The 19098-nt window shown below is 68.1% G+C and carries 11 protein-coding genes; 5 read left to right on the top strand and 6 right to left on the bottom strand.

The features are described from left to right. Nucleotides 1-123 precede the first annotated feature (123 nt). The 4 genes from U9978_RS13915 to U9978_RS13930 all read left to right on the top strand — a co-directional run bounded on the left by U9978_RS13915 (nt 124) and on the right by U9978_RS13930 (nt 6542). The gene (locus tag U9978_RS13915) at nt 124-2994 is read left to right on the top strand and encodes a branched-chain amino acid ABC transporter permease/ATP-binding protein (RefSeq protein ID WP_322761536.1); all 2871 of its coding nucleotides are present in this window, start codon (nt 124-126) and stop codon (nt 2992-2994) included. Then, nucleotides 2987-4252: an ABC transporter substrate-binding protein gene (locus U9978_RS13920; RefSeq protein ID WP_322761537.1), complete on the top strand. Its 1266-nt coding sequence runs from the start codon at nt 2987-2989 to the stop codon at nt 4250-4252. Before U9978_RS13915 ends, U9978_RS13920 begins: the two co-directional genes overlap by 8 nt. 66 nt (nt 4253-4318) lie before the next feature. Next, the gene (locus U9978_RS13925) at nt 4319-5020 is read left to right on the top strand and encodes a VIT1/CCC1 transporter family protein (protein ID WP_322761538.1); all 702 of its coding nucleotides are present in this window, start codon (nt 4319-4321) and stop codon (nt 5018-5020) included. Between the two features lie 82 nt (nt 5021-5102). Then, nucleotides 5103-6542: an ATP-binding protein gene (locus U9978_RS13930; protein WP_322761539.1), complete on the top strand. Its 1440-nt coding sequence runs from the start codon at nt 5103-5105 to the stop codon at nt 6540-6542. On the opposite strand, the gene U9978_RS13935 is transcribed toward U9978_RS13930, so the two are convergent. The 4 genes from U9978_RS13935 to hrpA form a co-directional block, all read right to left on the bottom strand. After that, the gene (locus U9978_RS13935; RefSeq protein ID WP_322761540.1) at nt 6526-7824 is read right to left on the bottom strand and encodes a lipase family protein; all 1299 of its coding nucleotides are present in this window, start codon (nt 7822-7824) and stop codon (nt 6526-6528) included. The two genes, U9978_RS13930 and U9978_RS13935, sit on opposite strands and share 17 nt — an antisense overlap. 136 nt (nt 7825-7960) lie before the next feature. Then, a complete protein-coding gene (locus tag U9978_RS13940; RefSeq protein ID WP_322761541.1) occupies nt 7961-8476 on the bottom strand; it encodes a Uma2 family endonuclease in 516 nt (171 codons plus the stop codon). A 56-nt stretch (nt 8477-8532) separates the two neighbouring features. Next, complete coding sequence (locus U9978_RS13945; RefSeq protein ID WP_322761573.1) at nt 8533-9576, bottom strand: aldo/keto reductase; 1044 nt, start codon at nt 9574-9576, stop codon at nt 8533-8535. 36 nt (nt 9577-9612) lie between these two features. After that, nucleotides 9613-13626, bottom strand: a complete 4014-nt coding sequence (hrpA, locus tag U9978_RS13950; protein WP_322761542.1) for an ATP-dependent RNA helicase HrpA — start codon at nt 13624-13626, stop codon at nt 9613-9615. A gap of 563 nt (nt 13627-14189) precedes the next feature. Between hrpA and U9978_RS13955 the strand changes: the two genes are divergently transcribed. After that, nucleotides 14190-16730 (top strand): SpoIIE family protein phosphatase, encoded by a 2541-nt coding sequence (locus U9978_RS13955; RefSeq protein WP_322761543.1) that lies wholly within the window; start codon nt 14190-14192, stop codon nt 16728-16730. A 233-nt stretch (nt 16731-16963) separates the two neighbouring features. Here the strand turns inward: U9978_RS13955 and U9978_RS13960 are convergent, their stop codons facing one another. After that, nucleotides 16964-17500 (bottom strand): hypothetical protein, encoded by a 537-nt coding sequence (locus tag U9978_RS13960; RefSeq protein ID WP_322761544.1) that lies wholly within the window; start codon nt 17498-17500, stop codon nt 16964-16966. A gap of 178 nt (nt 17501-17678) precedes the next feature. After that, nucleotides 17679-19064 (bottom strand): glucose-6-phosphate dehydrogenase, encoded by a 1386-nt coding sequence (gene zwf, locus U9978_RS13965; protein ID WP_322761545.1) that lies wholly within the window; start codon nt 19062-19064, stop codon nt 17679-17681. Nucleotides 19065-19098: the final 34 nt, after the last annotated feature.

The raw sequence follows: 19098 nt of genomic DNA on the forward strand, positions 1-19098 counted from the left end.
ATATTGATGACCACTACATTCCGTATGATTGCGGCGGGTCCCGGAGTTTCCGGGTGGAGATGGGCGGCTCATGGACGTCGGATTCGGTATGCCGCGCGACGCTCACCGTGTGACCGGGCTTTTGTGACCAACCTGCTCGGATACGCGCTGCTCAGCCTCGGCACCGGTGCGTTGTACGCATTGGTGGCGTCGGGCGTGGTGGTCATCGCCCGCGGCGCGGGTGTGATCAACTTTGCCCACGGTGCGCTGGTGATGTGGGCGGCGTACTTCTTCAGCGCGGCCCAGGAGAACTGGGGCCTGCCGGTCGCGCCAGCGGGTGCCCTGACCGTCGTGGTCACCGCGGCGATCGGCCTCGCCTTTGCGGTCCTGGCGATGCGGCCGCTGCGGGGCGCCTCCCCGCTGATCCGCGCCATGGCGACGCTCGGCCTGCTGATCATTGTGCAGTCGGTGGCCGGTCTGTGCTTCGGGTCCCGGGTGCGGTCCTCGCCGTCGGTACTGCCGGCCGGAGAGCTGACCATGTTCGGCACGACGATCGGTGTCGACCTGTTCGTCCGGCTCGCCGCGGTGGCGGTCGTCATCGCCGTCCTGTGGGCGTTCTTTCGTTTCACCACCGTCGGCCTGGCCGCGACCGCCGTGGTCGACAATCCCCGGGCCGCGGCCGCCGTCGGATGGTCACCGGACGCGGTCGCGGGCGCAGCGTGGTGCGTGGGCTCGGCCCTCGCCGGTCTCGCCGGAGTGCTGCTGGCGCCGCTGGGCAACCCGTTGTCGTCGCCAAGCTTGATCATGCTTGTGGTACCAGCGCTCGCTGTCGCGCTCATGGCGCGGTTCCACTCACTGCCGGGGGTGTTCGCCGGCGGGCTCGCGCTCGGACTCGTCGAGCTCGAAACCCAGGTCGGTCTTGTCACCGCACATCCCGCGTGGACCGGAGCTGATCGCGTCATCCCACTCATCGTGATTGTCTTCTATCTGGTGGTGCGCGGGCACGGCATTCCCGACCGCGGACACATCGTGGCCCGACACCCGGAGCTGGGCGGTGGCCGCATCCATCCGCTGGCCCTGGGCATGCTGCTGGCCGTTGCCCTGGCGCTCATCTGGTTCGTGCTGCCGAGCGACTGGGTGAATGCCGTAGGTGCCAATGCGCTCTGGGCACTGCTCATGGTGTCGCTGGTGGTTCTGGTCGGGTTCGCCGGCCAGATCTGCCTGGGCCAGCTCGTTCCGGCCGGCGTTGCCGCGCTCATCACCGGCCGTATCGTCGCCAGCTGGCACTGGCCGCTGGTGGCGGCGCTGGTCGTGGGCGTCATCGGCGCTGTCGCGGTCGGGCTGCTGTTCGCCCTGCCCGCCTTGCGCACCCGGGGTCTACAGCTCGCGATCGTCACACTGGGTATAGGTGCTGCCGCCGACGCGATCCTGTTCCAGCGGGGTTACCACTCGCCACCGCCGGCGGGTACGGCCGCGACCATCTTCGGCGGGCTGGGCTCACCCGAGGGCACTGTGGTGGGTACGCAGTCGTTGTTCGGTATCGAACTCGACACGATTGATAATCCGGATGGCTTCGCCACGCTCGCGCTGGTCGTGTTCACGCTGGTGGCACTCGCCGTGGCCAACCTGCGCCGTGGCCGGGCCGGGCGACGGCTGATCGCGATCAGGGCCGACGAACGTGCCGCCGCCGCGCTCGGTATCAGTGTCGTCGGTGCCAAGCTGTACGCGTTCGCGCTGTCCGCCGCGATCGCGGGGCTCGGCGGGGTGCTCTACGTCTTCTACGAGTACGGCGAGGTCGGGAACATCAACTATGGCGCGGGGACGTTCGCGCCGTTTGGTTCGATCATGCTGATCGCCTTTGCCGTGGTCGGCGGGATCGGCTGGGTGAGTGGATCGGTCGCGGGTGCGACGTTGGTGGTCGGCACCCTCGGCACGCGCGTCGCGATGGTGGTCGGGGACCTTCTCGGCGGGCCTGGCTGGCTGGTCCATCTCGACCGTTTCCTGCCCCTTGCCAGTGGCGTCGTGCTGATAATGATCATGAATGGTCCCGGTGGCGGCATCGCCGCGGACAACGCCCGCGCCATCCACCGCGCGCTCGCCCGGCTTGGATCGGGCTGGCCGGACCGGCCGGCGCGCGCCGCCGCCAGCCGCCGGCGTCGTCTCGCCCACCTGCTGGCATCCGGCGGCGACGCCGGCGAGCAACCCGTGCCGGTACAACCCGTGCCGGTGCGGCCCGCACGGCTGGCGGTCGCCGGCCTGACCGTCACGTTCGGCGCGATGACCGCGGTGCGCAGCATCGACCTCGCGGTCGAGCCCGGCGAGGTGGTCGGGCTGATCGGGCCGAACGGGGCCGGGAAGACGAGCCTCATCGACGCGATCAGCGGCCACGCTCCCGCGGCCGGCGGGGTGGTGACCCTCGGTGGGACACCCGTGGACCGGCTCGGGGCGCCCCGGCGCGCGCGTGCCGGGATCGGCCGCACGTTTCAGCACCTCGCTCTGTTCGAGGACCTCACCGTGCTGGAGAACATCCAGGCGGCCAGCGACCCACGGGACACCAGGGCCTACCTCACCAACCTGCTGTCGGCACGGGAGCGACCGCTGCCGCCCATGGCCGCCCTCGCGGTCGGTGCGTTCGGGCTGCGTGACGATCTGTTCCGCACGGTGTCGGAGCTGCCGTACGGCCGCCGCCGGCTGCTCTCGGTCGCCCGCGCCGTGGCCGCGGCGCCGTCCGTGCTGCTGCTCGACGAACCGTGTGCCGGGCTTGACCAGACCGAGGCCGCGCAGCTGGTCCGGCTGTTGCGCCGCCTCGCCGACGACTGGGGACTCGCCATCGTCATCAATGACCACGACATGAGCGTCATCCAGGGCGTCTGCGACCGCGTGGCCGTCATCGACATCGGCAGGAAGATCGCCGAAGGTCGGCCGGCCGAGGTGTGCGGTGACCCCCGGGTGCAGGCCGCCTATCTGGGCCGACCGGTCGGCGAATTCGAACGGAAGGGGCTCGCGGGTGCGTAGGGCGCGACTTCGGATGATCGCGGCTGGTCTGGGTGGCGCGCTGGCTCTGGCCGGCATGACGGCGTGCGCGCACGGTGGCGACGGCGCCGGTTCACCACGACCGGCGGGCAGCTCTGGCGCACCGGTCACGGTGATGATCATCGCGCCGACGGGGACCGCGGGCGGGAACTACCCGGAAATGGTGGCGGCCACCAGGGCCGCTGTCCGTGGCGTCAACGCCCGGGGCGGGATCAAGGGGCATCCGGTCCAACTGGTCCACTGCAACGAGAACAACGACGGATCCGCGGCGGCGGCCTGTGCGAAACAGGCGGCCGACACCGGCGTCCTCGCGGTCGTGTCGGAGACCAGCGGCACCGGGGGCATCATGGCGACCCTCGCGAAGGCCGGTATCGCCTCGGTCGGTTCCGCCGGGGTGTCCGCGGACGGGTCCGAGCTGCACTCCCCGATCAGTTTCGTGCTCAGCCCGCTGGTCATGTTCCCCGCGGTCTGCCCGGCGCTGCTGAAGAAGATCGGTGCCGGGCATCTCGGGATGGTCGGTTACGACCTTTCCGCCAGCGATCGTCTCCTCATTCTTGGTCAGGTTGGTGCCAAGGCCGTCGGGCTTCCGGTGAGTCCGGTGGTGAGGGTGCCCATCACCACGAACGACTTCACGCCAACCGTGACCCGGCTGACCGCAGCAGGTGCCGACGGCACGGTCATGGTGGTCACCGAACAGGCGGCCGTGGCGGTGATGCGCGGCGGCGGCGGACGGCTCTCCTACTGCCACGCGACCGGCGCGATCTCGGACGCGAGCCTGGAACAGCTGGGGCCGGTCGCGGGCCGGCTGGTCGAGGCCACCGCCTACCCCGAGCTCGACGAGGCCGACCGGTTCAGCGAACTGCGGCGCATGCGCGCGGAGCTTGACGCCGAGTACAACAGTGGTGACAAGGACGCGTCCGCCGCACTGTGGAAGTCGAGCACGTCGCTGAACGGATGGCTCTCGGTGCAGGTCGTGGAGAAAATCGGCAACCAGGTGCCGGGCGAGCTCACCTCGTCGGCGCTACTGGCCCAACTGGGTCGGACCACCAATCTTGATCTACAGCTTGTCCCGCCGCTGGATTTCACCAGGCCCAACCCCATTCCAGGGGTGGAACGGGTCTTCAACACGACTTTGCGTGGGGCCCGCTGGGACAGTGGTGGGCGCCGGCATGTCTCGCTCGGCAACGAGACCTACCAGGCCCTCGACATTCTGGCGGCCGGCTCCCGCCCGCCGCGGTGAGGACTTTCACTCGCCCGTGGCGAGTCGCGGGTGGCGTTGCGTGAGCCGGTGGCGTTCGATCGCACCATGACGAGAACCGGACATCGGGAGCGACACCGTGGCGAGCGGTCGGGCTGGCTGCGAGCCGCAGTGCTGGGTGCCGACGACGGCCTGGTGTCGACCGCGAGCCTGATGCTGGGTGTCGCCGCGTCATCAGCGTCGCGGGCCGCCGTGCTGACCGCGGGCCTGGCCGGGCTCGTAGCCGGGGCGACATCGATGGCCGCCGGTGAATTCGTCTCGGTCAGTTCTCAGCGTGACGTCGAACTGCGGGATCTCTCCGTGGAGGCGGCGGAGCTCGCGGCCGATCCCGCTGCCGAACTGGACGAGCTGACCGGCATCTACGTGCGACGTGGGCTGAACCCGCAACTTGCCCGGGAGGTCGCGGTCGAGTTCAGCCAGGCCGATCCGCTGGCCGCGCACGCCCGCGACGAACTCGGCCAGCTGCCGGCGAACGCTGCGCGTCCGGTCCAGGCCGCTGGGGCCTCCGCGCTGAGTTTCGCCGCCGGTGCGCTGCTCCCGTTGCTGGCCACGGTCGTCGCCACCAGTAACACCAGGATCGTGCTGCTGATCGGCGTGACGCTGATGGGCCTGGCCCTGCTCGGCACGGTCGGTGCCGCGCTCGGCGGCGCGAACCGGCGACGGGCGGCCGGCCGTGTCATCATCGGCGGGTGCCTCGCCATGGCCGTGACCGCCGCTGTCGGCGCCGTGGCCGGGACCGCCATCCACTGATCCCGTCGATTGGTCCCGTCGATTGGTCCCGTCGATCATCCCTAAAACTAACACTGATGTTAGTAACATGGATGTCACTAACATGGATGTTAGCCTGGACCTCATGGGGCAGACGCCGTTCGTGGGCCGCGCTGAGGAGATGGCGAGGCTCACCCGTCACCTGAGCGCTGCGGTGGCGGGCGAGGCGCGGTTGCTGAGTGTGCGCGGGCGACGCCAGGCTGGCAAGTCGCGTCTGGTCAGCGAGTTCGTGCAACGCAGCGGCCTGCCGAGTCTGTTCGTTACCGGCGCCCGGCAGGCAACCATCCAGCGGGACCTGGACGGATTTGTCGAGGATGCGCGGCTGGAGTGCACCCTGCCAGGTGCTGACCTGCTCATGGGCGGGGCGTATCGCAACTGGGAGCAGGCTCTGCGCGCGGTGCACGCGGCACTGCCGACCGATGCTCCGTCGATCGTGGTCCTGGACGAGTTGCCGTGGCTGCTCGAACGCGATCCCGGCCTGGACGGCACGTTGCAGAAACTGTGGGACCGGCTGTTCGAGAGCCGGCCGGTTCTCATGATCCTCATCGGTAGCGACCTCGCCGTCATGGAGATGCTCACCGGGCACGACCGTCCTCTTTTCGGGCGGGTCAAGGAGATGGTTGTCACGCCCTTCCTGCTCGGCGACACGGCTCGCATGTTGGGCATTCCTTCGGACCGGGCGGCGGAGGCTTTCGACGCCCAACTGGTCACCGGTGGTTATCCCCGCCTGCTCCTCGAGTGGCGACGCCACCAGGGTCTCGACGCCTTTCTCGACGACCAGTTTGCCGACGACAACACCGAGCTGGTCGTCATCGGGCAGCGGGTGCTCGACGCCGAGTTTCCTCGTGATCTGCAGGCAAGCGATGTCCTGCGGACGATCGGCGCCGGTGAACGGGCACATTCGGCGATCGCGGGGCGCGCGGGGCTTGCGGCGACCCCGCTGAGCCGTACGCTTCGACTGCTTGCCGACAAGCGGGTCATCGCGGTCGACCAGCCCGTTTCGGTGAAATCCTCCAATGTTCCCCGCTATCGGATCGCGGACCCGTACCTGCGGTTCTGGTTGCGTTTCGTCGAGCCCGGTATCAACGACATTCAGCGCGGCCGGTCGGATCTCGCCCGGGCCAGGGTCAGCGCATCGTGGGCGCACTACCGTGGACGGGCGGTCGAGCCGCTGGTGCGGGAGGCGCTGACCCGTCTGGCCGCATCCGATCCCGTTCTCGGTGGCGCGGAAACGGTCGGCGGTTGGTGGCCTCGCGGCAATATCCCTGAGGTCGATCTGGTCGGCGTCCGTTCCAGCGCACCGCCGAAGGCGGTCACGTTCATCGGGTCGATCAAGTGGCGGGACAGTGCGCCTTTCAGCCAGGCCGACCTCGACGAGCTGCTGACGTCCCGTACAGCGGTGCCCGGTGCCACCGCGGCCACGCCGGTCGCGGTGGGCCGCACGACGTGTACCGCGACCGGCGTGGCCTTCTATGATCCGAGGCGGCTTATGTCCGCCTGGTAACCGTGCTTCCGACGGCACGTCCGACGTTCCCCGCCATCCGGATGCCGTTTCCGATGATGCCTTCCGTCGCTTTGACCACGACCTGCGGAAGACTCCGGAGAAAGCTCGGCATGGGCCAGGGTGCCGGCTCGCCTGTCGGCAGTATCAGCTGGTCGTCACCGAACTCGCTGATGAGCGTGCCGGGCGGGGTCAGTCTCTCGACGTAGTGCTGCGGAAAATGATCGGAAATCGAGAAGTCGACGGGTATCCGGCGCAGGGACGGGCTCTGTTCGGCCACAAACGCGAGGGCCGCCCGGCCGAGACCCGTGACATCCTTCATCTGCCGCGCCGGTTCGGCACTGGTCTCCTTCCATTCTTTTCCGTCGTAGTGCCACTCCCGACCGAAGTGTGCAAACGTACCGGTCTGGCGTGGCGGCAGATGGGGCACCGGGTCTTTACGGTGGACGTACCGGAGTACCGGAGCCCGGTTCTCGATTTTCTCGTACGCGTCGGCGAGCGCCTGCGGGCCGATCATCGGTTGGCCGAAGGTGTACACAGCCCGCAGGTTGTTACCGATGGTGTACTTGTACTGAGGGTCGGTCATCAGCATGATCCCCATGATGGCGGCCATCGCACCACCCAGGCTGTGGCCGGTGATGTAGAGGGTGGGAGTAATGTGCTGGCTCCCGTTCAGATCACCCTCGCCGGGCCTGATATCGGCATCCAGGATGGACTGCCCGGCCATCGCGCGTTTCAGGGCGCGCAACACCTCGTAGCGCGTCGCCCGGACGTTCCGGTAAAAGCCCGCATGCAGATCGAGGGCGCCGCTGTCACCCGTCCGTGGGTTCGACACACGAAACTTCGTCGCATCACCTGCGTAGATCTCGACGTCGGTCAGCCAGGTCATGATATTCGACGGTTCCGTGCCCCGGTAAGCCAGGATGACGACCCTTTTGTCGCTGCTCTGCACGATGGCGGCGGTGGACGAGATGAGCATCGCGTCGACGGACTCTGCGACAATGCGGCAGTTGTTCTCCTCGAGTCCCATGCGGGCCATCATGGTGGCGAGCGTGTCGGTGTTCTCCGGCCCGGGTGGATCGACCTTCGCGTACACATATGCCGCGCAGGTCGCCAGCACATGGCGCACCACGTCATCGGGATGGTCCTTTGCATCCGCGAGGTAGGTGCTCAGCCCCTCGTAGACGGGAAACCCGGGGAATTTCCCGAGATTTCCCGGGGCATCCGGATTCTTGAAAGGTCGTAGGGTTTCATAGCTCGGGGCCTTGGTATCACGGACCAGCATCGAGTCGCCTCCCGGTCGTCGCCGCGCGGTGCCGGCTCCTATTCAACGCCGCTGGTCCCCACCGTGCAGCACGAGTTGTCGGTGCTGATTTCTCGATGCGTCTATGGTTGGACTCGGTACAGTCTCGGCTTTTCCGTCAGGGCCAGTCGATGCCGTCGATCAGCGCTGTCGCCGTGATGTCCAGCAGGTCGCTGTGCCCGGTTTCATCGTATTTGCCGTCCACGAGTTGCCAGATCCGTACCGTCCGGCGCGCCGGATCGGCGACGATCAGTTCATCCACCTCGTGCGCGGCATAAAAATCGATCTTCGCGTAGGTCTCGTCGTCTGGTGACACGACCTCGATGACCACCGCGGCGGTGGGCAGATACACGCCGCTGGGGCGTCCGCGGTGCAACCCACCGTCGGGTACTCGGTAGTCCTCGCGGCGGCCGAGGTTGAACGGGCCGGTGCGCACGAGCCCGGCGGCCCGCGCCCGTGGGCGCAACAGAGCACTGACTTCGTCGTCAACACGGCCGTGTTCTGCTGATGGACCCGGCGCCATATGATATTCCCCGTTCCAGATCTCGTCGAAGGTGTCCTGCCCGAGCGATTCGCGTCGGGCGATGAACTCATCGAGAACCCGGGGACGCTCGCCGAGAACTACGGTGCGCATGCCGAACCGCCTCCCTGTGACCTCGTGGTCACACCAGATTATAGATCGATACCTCGCTATCGGGGTCCGGCGCTGCTCCGACGGCGGCAGGCCGGGTCGGTCAGGGACGGTGGTTCGTAGCCCCCGTCCGCGGTGTTGATGGTCGTGCCCGGTGGCACGATTGTGTCGATCCGGTCGAGCAGGTCCGGTGAGAGCGTCACCTTGGCCGCGTCGAGCTGGGACTCGAGCTGCTCCATGGTCCGCGGGCCGATGATCGCCGAGGTGACGGCGGGATGCTCAAGAACGAACGCGATGGCCATGTGGACCAGGGAGAGCCCGGCCTCCTCGGCCAGCAGGGCCAACTGCTCGACCGCTTCGAGCTTGGCGACGTTTGCCGGGAGGGTCAGGTCGAAGCGTCCGGGCGAGCGCTGGCGGCGGCCGGAGACGGGCAGCTCGGCTCCCTTTCGGTACCGCCCGGTCAACCACCCGCCGGCCAGTGGGCTCCACGGAATCACGGCCAGCCCATAGCGCTGCGCGACCGGCAGGACCTCCCGCTCGATGCCGCGGGCCAGTAGGGAATACGGCGGCTGCTCGGAGACGACGCGTTCACGGCCACGACGCTGCGCGATCCACTGGCCTTCCACGATGGCCGACGGTTCAAAGGTCGACGTCCCGATATAGCGGATCTTGCCCTGGTGGACGAGGTCGCTCAGCGCGCCGAGGGTGTCGTCGAAGTCGGTGCCGGGCGCGGGCCGGTGGGCCTGGTAGATGTCGATCCAGTCGGTCCGCAGCCGCAGCAGGCTGTCCTCGACCGCGCGGATGATCCACCGGCGGGAGTTGCCACGGTGGTTGGGGTTGTCGTCCATGGGTAGGTGGAACTTCGTCGCGAGCACCACCTCGTCCCGCAGGCCCCCGGCGAGCGCCTTGCCGACGATCTCCTCGGACTCGCCCTGCGAGTACACGTCCGCGGTATCGATGATGTTGATGCCCGCATCCAGGGCGTGGTGAATGATCCGAATGCTGTCGTCATGGTCGGGATTTCCCCAGGCGCCGAACATCATCGCCCCGAGCGTCAGCGGACTGACCCTGACTCCGGTCCGTCCGAAAGCGCGAAGTGCCACTGCCACTGGTCTCCTTGATCGCTGTGATCGGTTCGGTCAGAGCGTGAGCTGGTCCATCGCCCGGAAGATCCGTTCCATTGATACCGGGTACGGCGTCCGCAGGGTCTGAGCGAAGTAACTGACCCGCAGCTCTTCTATCATCCACCGGATTCGTGCCAGCTCCTCGCCGGGTGAGCTACCCGGTGGCAGGCGGCCAAGCAGTTCGTCGTACTCCCGCGTCACCTGCTCGACCTGCCGGGTGCGTTCCCGGTCGCGGTTGGGGTCGCCCGGCAGTTTCTCCAGCCGCAGCGCGATCGCGGCGAGGTAGCGGGCGACGTCGGGTAGTCGCGTCCAGCCGGTGCTGCTGACAAAACCCCGGTACACCAGGCCCGAGAGCTGGGAGCGCACGTCGCGCAGCGCCGGCACCAACGCGAGGCTCGTCGTCGCCTTGAGCTGCCGTTCAATGGTGTGCGCGGTTGCCAGGACACGCTCCACCTTTGTCACCACGTCGGTCGCGGTCGCGGTCAGGTCGGCTTGGACGATTTCCGTCAGCTTGGTGAAACCGTCGGAGTCCCAGGCCGGACCGCCGCATTCCGCGATCAGTTTGTCTGCGGCGCAGGCAATGCAGTCATCGAGCAGTTCGGTGGCGGTGCGGTATGGATGATGGCTGAGTGTCAGTTTAGCCTGATTTGTCAGCTGTGCGTTGATGGCGCGGATCGGTGACGGCGCGTTGAGCAACAGCAGGCGTCGGGTGCCCTGCCACATGGCCTGGCGGGCCTCGGTCTCGGTGGCGAACACCGCGATGGCCACGCTGTCGGTCTCGTCGACCAGCGCGGGATAGGCCCGGACCGGCTGACCGGCGCGGCGTTGTTCGACCAGCTGGGGGATCGGGCCGAAGTCCCAGGTCCGCAGGCCCCGGCGCTCGACGCCGTCCGCCGCGGCGTTGACCGCAGCCTGCAGCGTCGGCGCCAGTGCCCGGGTGAGCGCGGCGAGGTCCTTGCCCTCGGCGAGGGTGCGCTGCGCCTCGTCCACCACCCGAAATGTGATCTTCAGATGGTCGGGTACGCGGTCGAGTTGCCAGGCGTCCCGGGGCACATCCACGCCGCTGAGGTGACCGAGTTCGCGTTCCAGGACGGCGAGCAGCGGCCCGTCGGCCGGTGCCACCGATGCCAGGAGCCGTCTGGCGTAGTCGGGCGCAGGGACGAAGTTGCGCCGTATCTGCTTGGGCAGCGATCGCAGCAGCGCTGTCACCAGCTCCTCGCGCAGGCCCGGTACCTGCCAGTCGAAGCCGTCGGCGCTCACCTGGTTGAGCACGGGGAGCGGGATGCGCACGGTCACACCGTCCGCCTCCGTGCCAGGTTCGAACTGGTAGGACAGCGCCAGGCTGAGGTCGTCATGCTGCCAGGTATCGGGGTAGTCGCGCTCGTCGACCCCGGCCGCGTCAGCCTTGATCAGCATGGCCGTGGAGAAGGCGAGCAGGTCGGGTTCGGCCTGCCGGGCCTTCTTCCACCAGCTGTCGAAGTGGCGGCCGGAGACGACGTGGGCGGGGATCCGCTGGTCGTAGAAGTCGAACAGGGCCTCATCGTCGACCAGGATGTCGCGGCGCCGCGCCCGGTGCTCCAGCTCCTCGACGTCGTCGAGCAGTTCCTGGTTGGCGTGGAAGAACGCGTGGTGGGTCTGCCAGTCGCCCTCGACCAGGGCATGGCGGATGAACAGTTCCCGACACAACGTCGGATCGACCGCGCTGTAGTTCACCGTGCGGGACGCGACCAGGGGCACCCCGTAGAGCGTCACCTTCTCGAACGCCATCACCGCGCCCCGGGTCTTCTCCCAGTGCGGTTCGCTGTAGGTGCGGGTGACCAGGTGGGGCGCGAGCGCCTCCGCCCACTCCGGCTCGATGCGTGCGAGCGTGCGTCCCCACAGCCGGGACGTCTCGACGAGCTCGGCGGCCATCACCCAGCGCGGTGGCTTCTTGAACAACGCCGAACCGGGGAAGGCGGCGAACCGGGCGTTGCGCGCACCCTGATAGTCCGGCTTCTCGGGGTCGGCGAGACCGATGTGTGACAGCAGGCCGGCCAACAGCGAGAGGTGGATCTGCCGGGGGTCGGCCGGTGCGGTGTTCACCGACATCCCGAGGCTTTTTGTGACCTGGCGTAGCTGAGCGTATATATCCTGCCATTCGCGGACCCGCAGGTAGTTCAGGAACTCGGTTCGGCACAGCTTGCGGAACTGGTTTCCCGACAGTTCCTCCTGCTGTTCCCGCAGATATTCCCACAGGTTGAGATAGGCCAGGAAGTCCGACTGCTTGTCGATGAAGCGGGCGTGTTTCTCCGCAGCGGCCTGCTGGGCGTCGACGGGACGTTCACGCGGGTCCTGGATGGACAGCGCGGCGGCGATGACCATGACTTCTCGCACACAACCGTTGTCCTCGGCCGCCAGCACCATGCGGGCCAGTCGTGGGTCCAGGGGCAGCTGGGCGAGTTTGCGGCCCAACGGGGTCAGACGGCGGCGCCCGCTGGCGGTCGCGACCCCACCTGCCTTGTTGGATGTCCCCGTGCCTTCCATGTCGACGGCGCCGAGCTCGGCGAGTAGCAGCACCCCGTCGGCGACGCTGCGCGAGTCCGGGGCGTCGATGAATGGAAAAGCCGCGATGTCGCCCAGGCCCAGTGCGGTCATCGCCAGGATGACGGAGGCGAGGTTCGTGCGCAGGATTTCCGGATCGGTGAATGCCGGGCGGGCGGTGAAGTCCTCCGCCGAATACAGCCGGATGCAGATACCGTCGGCCACCCGGCCGCAACGCCCCTTACGCTGGTTCGCCGACGCCTGCGAGACGGCTTCGATCGGCAGGCGCTGAACCTTTGTCCGGTTGCTGTACCGGGAGATGCGCGCCGTTCCCGGGTCGATCACGTACCTGATGCCCGGGACGGTCAGCGATGTCTCCGCGACGTTGGTGGCGAGCACTATCCGGCGCCCGGCGTGGGGCTGGAACACCCGGTGCTGTTCGGCGGCGGACAGCCGTGCGTACAACGGCACGATTTCGGTATTGCGCAGCGCCCGCTTCGTCAGGGTGTCGGCGGTGTCCCGGATCTCGCGCTCACCGCTGAGGAAGACCAGGATGTCGCCGGGACCCGCCGCGCACAGTTCATCCACCGCGGCTGTTATCGCCTCTGTCTGGTCGCGTTCGACGGCTTTGGCGGTGGTGGCCCGGCCGCTGCGGGCGCCGGTCGGCGGCGCGATCGCGGTCGGCGGTCGGGCCGGCGGCTGCGCAGCCGGGTCGGTCTCCACCACCAGGGGGCGATAGCGGACCTCCACCGGAAAGGTCCGGCCGGTGACCTCGATCACGGGCGCGTCGCCGAAGTGGCGGGAGAAGCGCTGCGGGTCGATGGTCGCCGACGTGATGATCACTTTGAGGTCGGGTCGGCGTGGCAGGAGCTGCTTCAGATAGCCGAGGATGAAGTCGATGTTGAGGCTGCGTTCGTGGGCTTCATCGATGATCAGTGTGTCGTACTGGTACAGCGATCGATCTGTCTGGATCTCGGCCAGCAGGATGCCGTCAGTCATCAGTTTGATCAGACTGTCCCCGCCGACCTGGTCGGTGAACCGCACCTTGTAGCCGACGATCCCGCCCGGTTGCCCGTCGGGTTCGCCCAGCTCCGTCGCGATCCGCTCCGCCACCGCGCGCGCAGCCAGTCGGCGCGGCTGGGTGTGGCCGATCAGGCCGCGCACGCCTCGTCCCAGCTCAAGGCATATCTTCGGCAGCTGCGTGGTCTTTCCCGAGCCGGTTTCACCGGCGAGAATCACGACCTGATGGTCGCGGATCGCGGCGAGGATGTCGTCCTTTTTCTGGCTGACCGGTAGCGCCGGAGGATAGGTGATCATCGGTACCCGGGCGCGTCGCCGTTGCACGCGCAGCGCAGCCGCGTCGATGTCGGCGGCGATCTCGGCGACCACGGCCTGGTGGGCTTCGGTGTCGCGGATCCGGCGCGCGCCGTCGACACGGCGTTGCAGGCGGTGCTGGTCGCGCACCATGAGGTCGGGTAGTCGGTCGGTCAGGACTGCGAGCGGAGGCATCAGGAAGCAGCGTCCAACGAAATACGGAGAGCGGGCAAGGGGGCACGGGTACTGAACCGGTTGGTCAAGCGTCCGCCGGCGCTCGGGCGGTCCCGGCACCATGACCTACTAAATCAGGACCAGGGCCTGTCCGATGGATATTGGTCGATGCGGGCGATGATCCAGAAGGTGGCCCGCAAGGCGGAGGAGGAGTCGATAGTGGTGTTCTATCGGTGACGACGACAACGCGGCGGGGCGCCTTCTGGGCATCGGTCCGTGCGATCGAAGATCCACCGGACAGGCCCTAAGGCCTGTCGTGCCCGTGCGCGATGTCACTTGTGGCCGTAGTCGCCGAACTCGGCTCGGTGACCTGGCTGAGAATCTGTTTTGAGATTGGCGGACCGGCGGATGTGCGGGACGTTCTCGGCTGGCGAAGCGTCGCGATGCCGTAATGCGCCACTGATATCGGGGACGCGGAGTCACCTGGTGACCACGGATTCTGACTGCCAATCATGGGTGGGCTGCTGGTTACAGACGCCGCCGACGGGAACAGATAAAGCCGGGTGGCGTGGGTAGGACATCTGATGATGAATACAGTGGAGACAACGGCCGCGTTTGCGTGCGAGGACCCGTTCGCGCTGCCACCGCTCGCGACGGCGGTGCTCGACAGGTGGGGCACAGTCACCAGTTGGAGCCCGGCGGCGCAGCGGTTGCTCGGTTACACATCGGAGGAGGTGGTGGGCCAGCATGCCGTGTTCATTCTCTACCAGCCGGTGGATGTCGTGGCGGTCCACGCGGCGGTCGAGCGGTGCCAGACCGAGGGTGACTGGGGCGGCCTGCTGCCCGCCCGGCACGCCGACGGCCACCGGGTGGACGTCGGTCTGCGGGTCTGTTCCCTGAGCGAGTCGGCGGACGCTCGCAGCTGGCTGCTGCTGGCCTCCGACGTGGCACAGACGCGCTGGTGGGGGGCGGACCTGTCGGTGCTGGACGGACTCCTGTCCCGCGCGCCGATCGCCATGGCCGTGCTGGACACCGAACTGCGTGAGGTGTGGCTGAACGACGCGCTGGAGCGATGGGGCGGGATCTCGCGGGACAGGCGTCTGGGGCGGCGACCGACCGAGTTGATGGCCAGTTCGTCCCTCGAGCGCATCGAGGCGCAGATGCGCCAGGTGCTGAAGACAGGGGTACCCCTGTTGGACGTGGGGTATCAGGGCCGGACGAGCGGGGACTCCGATCGGCAACTGGCCACCTCCACGTCGATCTTCCGGCTGGCCGACTCGGCCGGGTGCGTCCTGGGCCTGTGCTACATGTCCGTGGATGTCACCGACCGCTGGCGCGCGCAGCAGCGGCTGGCGCTGCTCAACGAGGCCAGCACCCGGATCGGCACCAGCCTTGATGTCGGGCTGACTGCACAGGACCTGGCCGACGTGGCCGTGCCACTCCTGGCCGACTTCGTGGCCGTGGACCTGCTGGACTCGGTTCTGCGCAGTGAGGAACCGACCGTGCGGTCGACGGTCGGGCGGACCCCGATGCGCCGCGCGGGGCAGCAGTCGCTACGCGCCGGTTGCCCGGAGTCGGTCGCGAAGATCGGAGACCTGGTCATGCTGGCAGCGCCCGCGGCCCGCTGCCTGGTCGAGGGCGAGGCCGTCCTGGAACCGGTGGTGGATGCCGACCGGAGCGTGTGGGTCGTCGACGATCCGGCGCGGGCGGCCAAGATCCGCGAGTTCGGCATCCATTCGCTGATGTTGGTCCCGATCCGGGCGCGCGGTGTCGTCATGGGTGTGGCCTCGTTCGTCCGGTGGGCACGTCCTGAGCCGTTCGAGGCGGACGATCTGCTACTCGCCCAGGAGTTCGTCGCCCGGGCGTCGCTGTGTATCGACAACGCCCGCCGCTACACCCGGGAGCACACCGCCGCGCTGGCCCTGCAGCGCAGCCTGTTGCCACACCGGCTACCCGGGCAGACAGCCGTGGAGGTGGCCTCGCACTACCTGCCCGCGGACGAGAGCGCGGGCGTCGGTGGGGACTGGTTCGACGTGATCCCGCTGTCGGGCGCCCGGGTGGCGCTGGTCGTCGGGGACGTGGTCGGCCATGGGCTGCATGCGGCGGCGACCATGGGACGGCTGCGCACCGCCGTCCACACCCTCGCCGGGCTGGACCTGCCCCCTGACGAGTTGCTCGCCCGCCTTGACGACCTTGTCATCCGGCTCACCGACGAGGAGGAGGACACGGCCGCGGCGACCGCCGGCCCCGCCGTGCTGGGGGCAACCTGTCTGTACGCGGTGTACGACCCGGTCAGCCGGATCTGCACGCTGGCCAGGGCCGGTCATCCCCCGCCCGCGATCGTCCGCCCCGACGGCACGGTGACCTTCCCCGACCTACCCGCCGGTCCGCCGCTGGGTCTCGGTGGCCTGCCGTTCGAGGCGGGTGAGATCGAGCTGCCCGAAGGCAGCCTGATAGCCCTTTACACCAACGGTCTGGTCGAGGCGCGTGACCACGACGTCGATGCCGGGCTGGGCCGGTTGCGGATGGCACTCGAGCGCGCGGATGAGCCCTTGGAGGCCATCCGCGAAGGTGTGATCGAAGCCCTGCTGCCGGACCGGCCAGACGACGACGTGGCACTTCTCCTGGCGCGCACCCGTACACTCACGGCGGACCAGGTCGCATCCTGGGACCTGCCCGCCGACTTCGCCGTCGTGGCCCTCGCCCGCGCATACACCGCGCGCCAGCTGGCCCTCTGGGGCTTCGACGAAGCGGCCTTCACCACTGAACTGCTTGTCAGTGAACTGGTCACCAACGCGATCCGGTACGCGACCGCGCCGATCCGCCTGCGTCTGATCCGGGACCGCACCCTCATCTGCGAGGTTTCCGACGGCAGCAGCACATCCCCACGCCTGCGACATGCTCGTGCCAGCGATGAGGGCGGCCGGGGCCTGTTCCTGGTCGCGCAGTTCACCCAGCGCTGGGGCGCCAGGTACACGGCCGGGGGTAAGACCATCTGGGCCGAGCAGTCCCTGTTTCCCAGCGGATCAGAACTCGTCCTGGACGGCACGCTCGACGACGGCTGGGAAGACACCATGGCCGGCGCCCTGGGCGGGGTGTGGGACGCCCTCTGCGACGACACCTGAGCGGGGAACCGCGGCCACATGCTGCGCACGGCCGCGGTTCCCCGCTCAGATCTCAGAGCCTGTCAACTTTCACGGCCCTGTCAACTTTCACGGCGAACAACCCGGCGGGCGGTTCGTCGACCTGTCCGGCGTCCGGTGCGTCGAGCGACCCGGCGAGAGCGTCCGAGCATCGTCATCCCTCCTTCTTCTGTTGGCCTGCGTGTTGTGCGTCGTGCGTCGTGTTGTGGGGCGGGTCAGATCGCGGCCCGTTCCGCTGTTGCCAGCTCTTCGGCCTCGCGGGCTTCCACCAGGCCCAGCGATACGAGGTCGAGTGGGCTGATGAACTCCGAAGCGAGCCGGAACCCGCCCGCGCGCGCGATCGAGTCGCGCAGCGGGATGGCCCACCGGTGCTCAAGCAGGATCAGCGCGGCCGCGGTGTCCTCGGGGATCTCAGCCAGCACGTCCCAGGCTTCCTCTTCATTGATCATTCCGCCCCGCTCGGCCGCGGCCTGCGCACCGCGTTCGGCGCCTGCCTTCATGCCGGCCTCACCGCCTGCGCCCAGACCGATGAGCGCACCCACCAGTGCGCCGAGCTCGACCTGCTCCTTGTCGGTGAGCTGGCTGCCGCGCACGGCTGCGACATCGCCAGCGGCGTCCTTCTGGACGACGAGGGCGTCGATCACCCGCACGAGGTCGTTGTCCCGGAGCCGTTGCAGCTCTTCCTGGACTTCACCGCGGAAATCAGGCTGCTTGAAACCGAGTACCAGCAGTTGGACAGGTCCGATCGTCATGTGTGTTCCTTCCTCGCCCACGGTTGTCAGCGTTCGTGTGCACGGTGGGCTCCCTACCCCGTCGCGGCGCTCCTACCCGGTCGCGGCCATCACCCCGGCCGGGTGAGTTGCCGGCCCGGCCCCGGCGTGGCCGGGCCGGGCCGGTCAGCGGCTGTGGCTGTGGCTGTGCGATATCTCCTCAGGCTTGCGGGTCGTACCACCGCTGACCCGCTGGGAGCAGACCGTCCGCTTCGGCGGGGCCCCAGCTGCCGCGCGGGTACCGGTGCACCGGCACGGCGTCACCGAGTACGGGGTCGACGATCCGCCATGCGGCCTCGACGGCGTCCTCGCGGGCGAACAGGATCCGCATGCCACCGAGTGCGGCGCCGATCAGCCGGTCGTACGGTCGCATGTCCGCTCCGGGCTGTTCGTTGAAGGCCAGTTCGTTCAATTGCGGACGCGGTCCGAACCCTGGTTTCTTGCCGGCCAGCGTCATCGCGATCCGGGTCTCCGGCCAGATACGGAAACGCAGTGTGTTCATGCTGCCGAACGGCTCGACGCCGAATACGTTCTGGGGTGCCGGCCGGAACCGGATGGTGATCTCGGTGGCGGTGACGGGCATGCATTTGCCCACCCGGATGAGGATCGGCACGTCCGCCCACCGCCAGCTGTCAGCCCGCAGTCGAACCGCGGCGAACGTCTCGACCGTGGAGGTCGAGGCGACCCCGACGACATGGCGGTAGCCGTCGTACTGGCCGCGGACGACCTGGTCCACCGACAGCGGTACGAGTGACTTGACCGCGTTCGCCGTGACATCGGTCAGGTGCTCGAGAGCGGCGCCCGGGGGAGGCTCGGTCAGCACGACGGCGAGTATCTGGAGCATGTGGTTCTGCAGCACGTCGCGGATGGCACCGGTGCGGTCGTAGAAGTGCCCGCGGTCGGCCACGTCAAATGCCTCCGCCATCGTGATCTGGATGCTTTCGACATAGGTCCGGTTGAGCACCGGCTCGAGGACGGTGTTGGCGAAGCGCGTCGCCAGGACCTGCGCCACCGGATCCAGACCGAGCCAGTGGTCGACGCGGTAGATGGCGTCCTCCGGGAAGGTCTGGTGCATGGTGGCGTTGAGCTCCCGCGCGCTGCGCAGGTCGGTACCGAACGGTTTCTCCACCATCACCCGGGCACCGGCGGCCAGCCCGGCACGTCGGATTCCCTGGGTGATCGTTGCGAACAACGACGGCGGAACCTCGAGGTAGAACAGCGTGCCCGCATCCCTGGGGAGCATGGCTGCCAGTTGCCGGAAGGTCGCGTCGTCGGTGAGATCACCGTCGATGTACCGCAGGAGGTCCAGCATTCTTTTCGCCGGGTCCCCGTCCGGGTCGATGTTGTTGTGCCGCAGCGACGCGACCGCGTAGTCGCGGAACTGCTCAAGGTTCCACCCGCTCTTCGCGACGCCGATGACGGGTACCTCCAGCACACCGCGTTCAACCAGGCCGACCAGCGCCGGGAACGTTTCCAGTTTTGCCAGGTCCCCGGTCGCGCCGAATATCACCAGGGCGTCCATTCGGGCGTTTTTCGGGTGTGTCATGTCGCCTCCTGACGGGAATCGGAATTGCCGGTGG

This window comes from Protofrankia sp. Cr2, from assembly GCF_963555885.1.
Lineage (GTDB): Bacteria > Actinomycetota > Actinomycetes > Frankiales > Frankiaceae > Protofrankia.

Bases quoted from the DNA above. Each gene is read 5' to 3' on its own strand.
- U9978_RS13925 (WP_322761538.1), top strand. From the start codon at position 4,319: ATGACGAGAACCGGACATCGGGAGCGACACCGTGGCGAGCGGTCGGGC.
- U9978_RS13930 (WP_322761539.1), top strand. From the start codon at position 5,103: ATGGATGTTAGCCTGGACCTCATGGGGCAGACGCCGTTCGTGGGCCGC.
- U9978_RS13935 (WP_322761540.1), bottom strand. From the start codon at position 7,824: ATGCTGGTCCGTGATACCAAGGCCCCGAGCTATGAAACCCTACGACCT.
- U9978_RS13940 (WP_322761541.1), bottom strand. From the start codon at position 8,476: ATGCGCACCGTAGTTCTCGGCGAGCGTCCCCGGGTTCTCGATGAGTTC.
- hrpA (WP_322761542.1), bottom strand. From the start codon at position 13,626: ATGCCTCCGCTCGCAGTCCTGACCGACCGACTACCCGACCTCATGGTG.
- U9978_RS13955 (WP_322761543.1), top strand. From the start codon at position 14,190: ATGATGAATACAGTGGAGACAACGGCCGCGTTTGCGTGCGAGGACCCG.
- U9978_RS13960 (WP_322761544.1), bottom strand. From the start codon at position 17,500: ATGACGATCGGACCTGTCCAACTGCTGGTACTCGGTTTCAAGCAGCCT.
- zwf (WP_322761545.1), bottom strand. From the start codon at position 19,064: ATGACACACCCGAAAAACGCCCGAATGGACGCCCTGGTGATATTCGGC.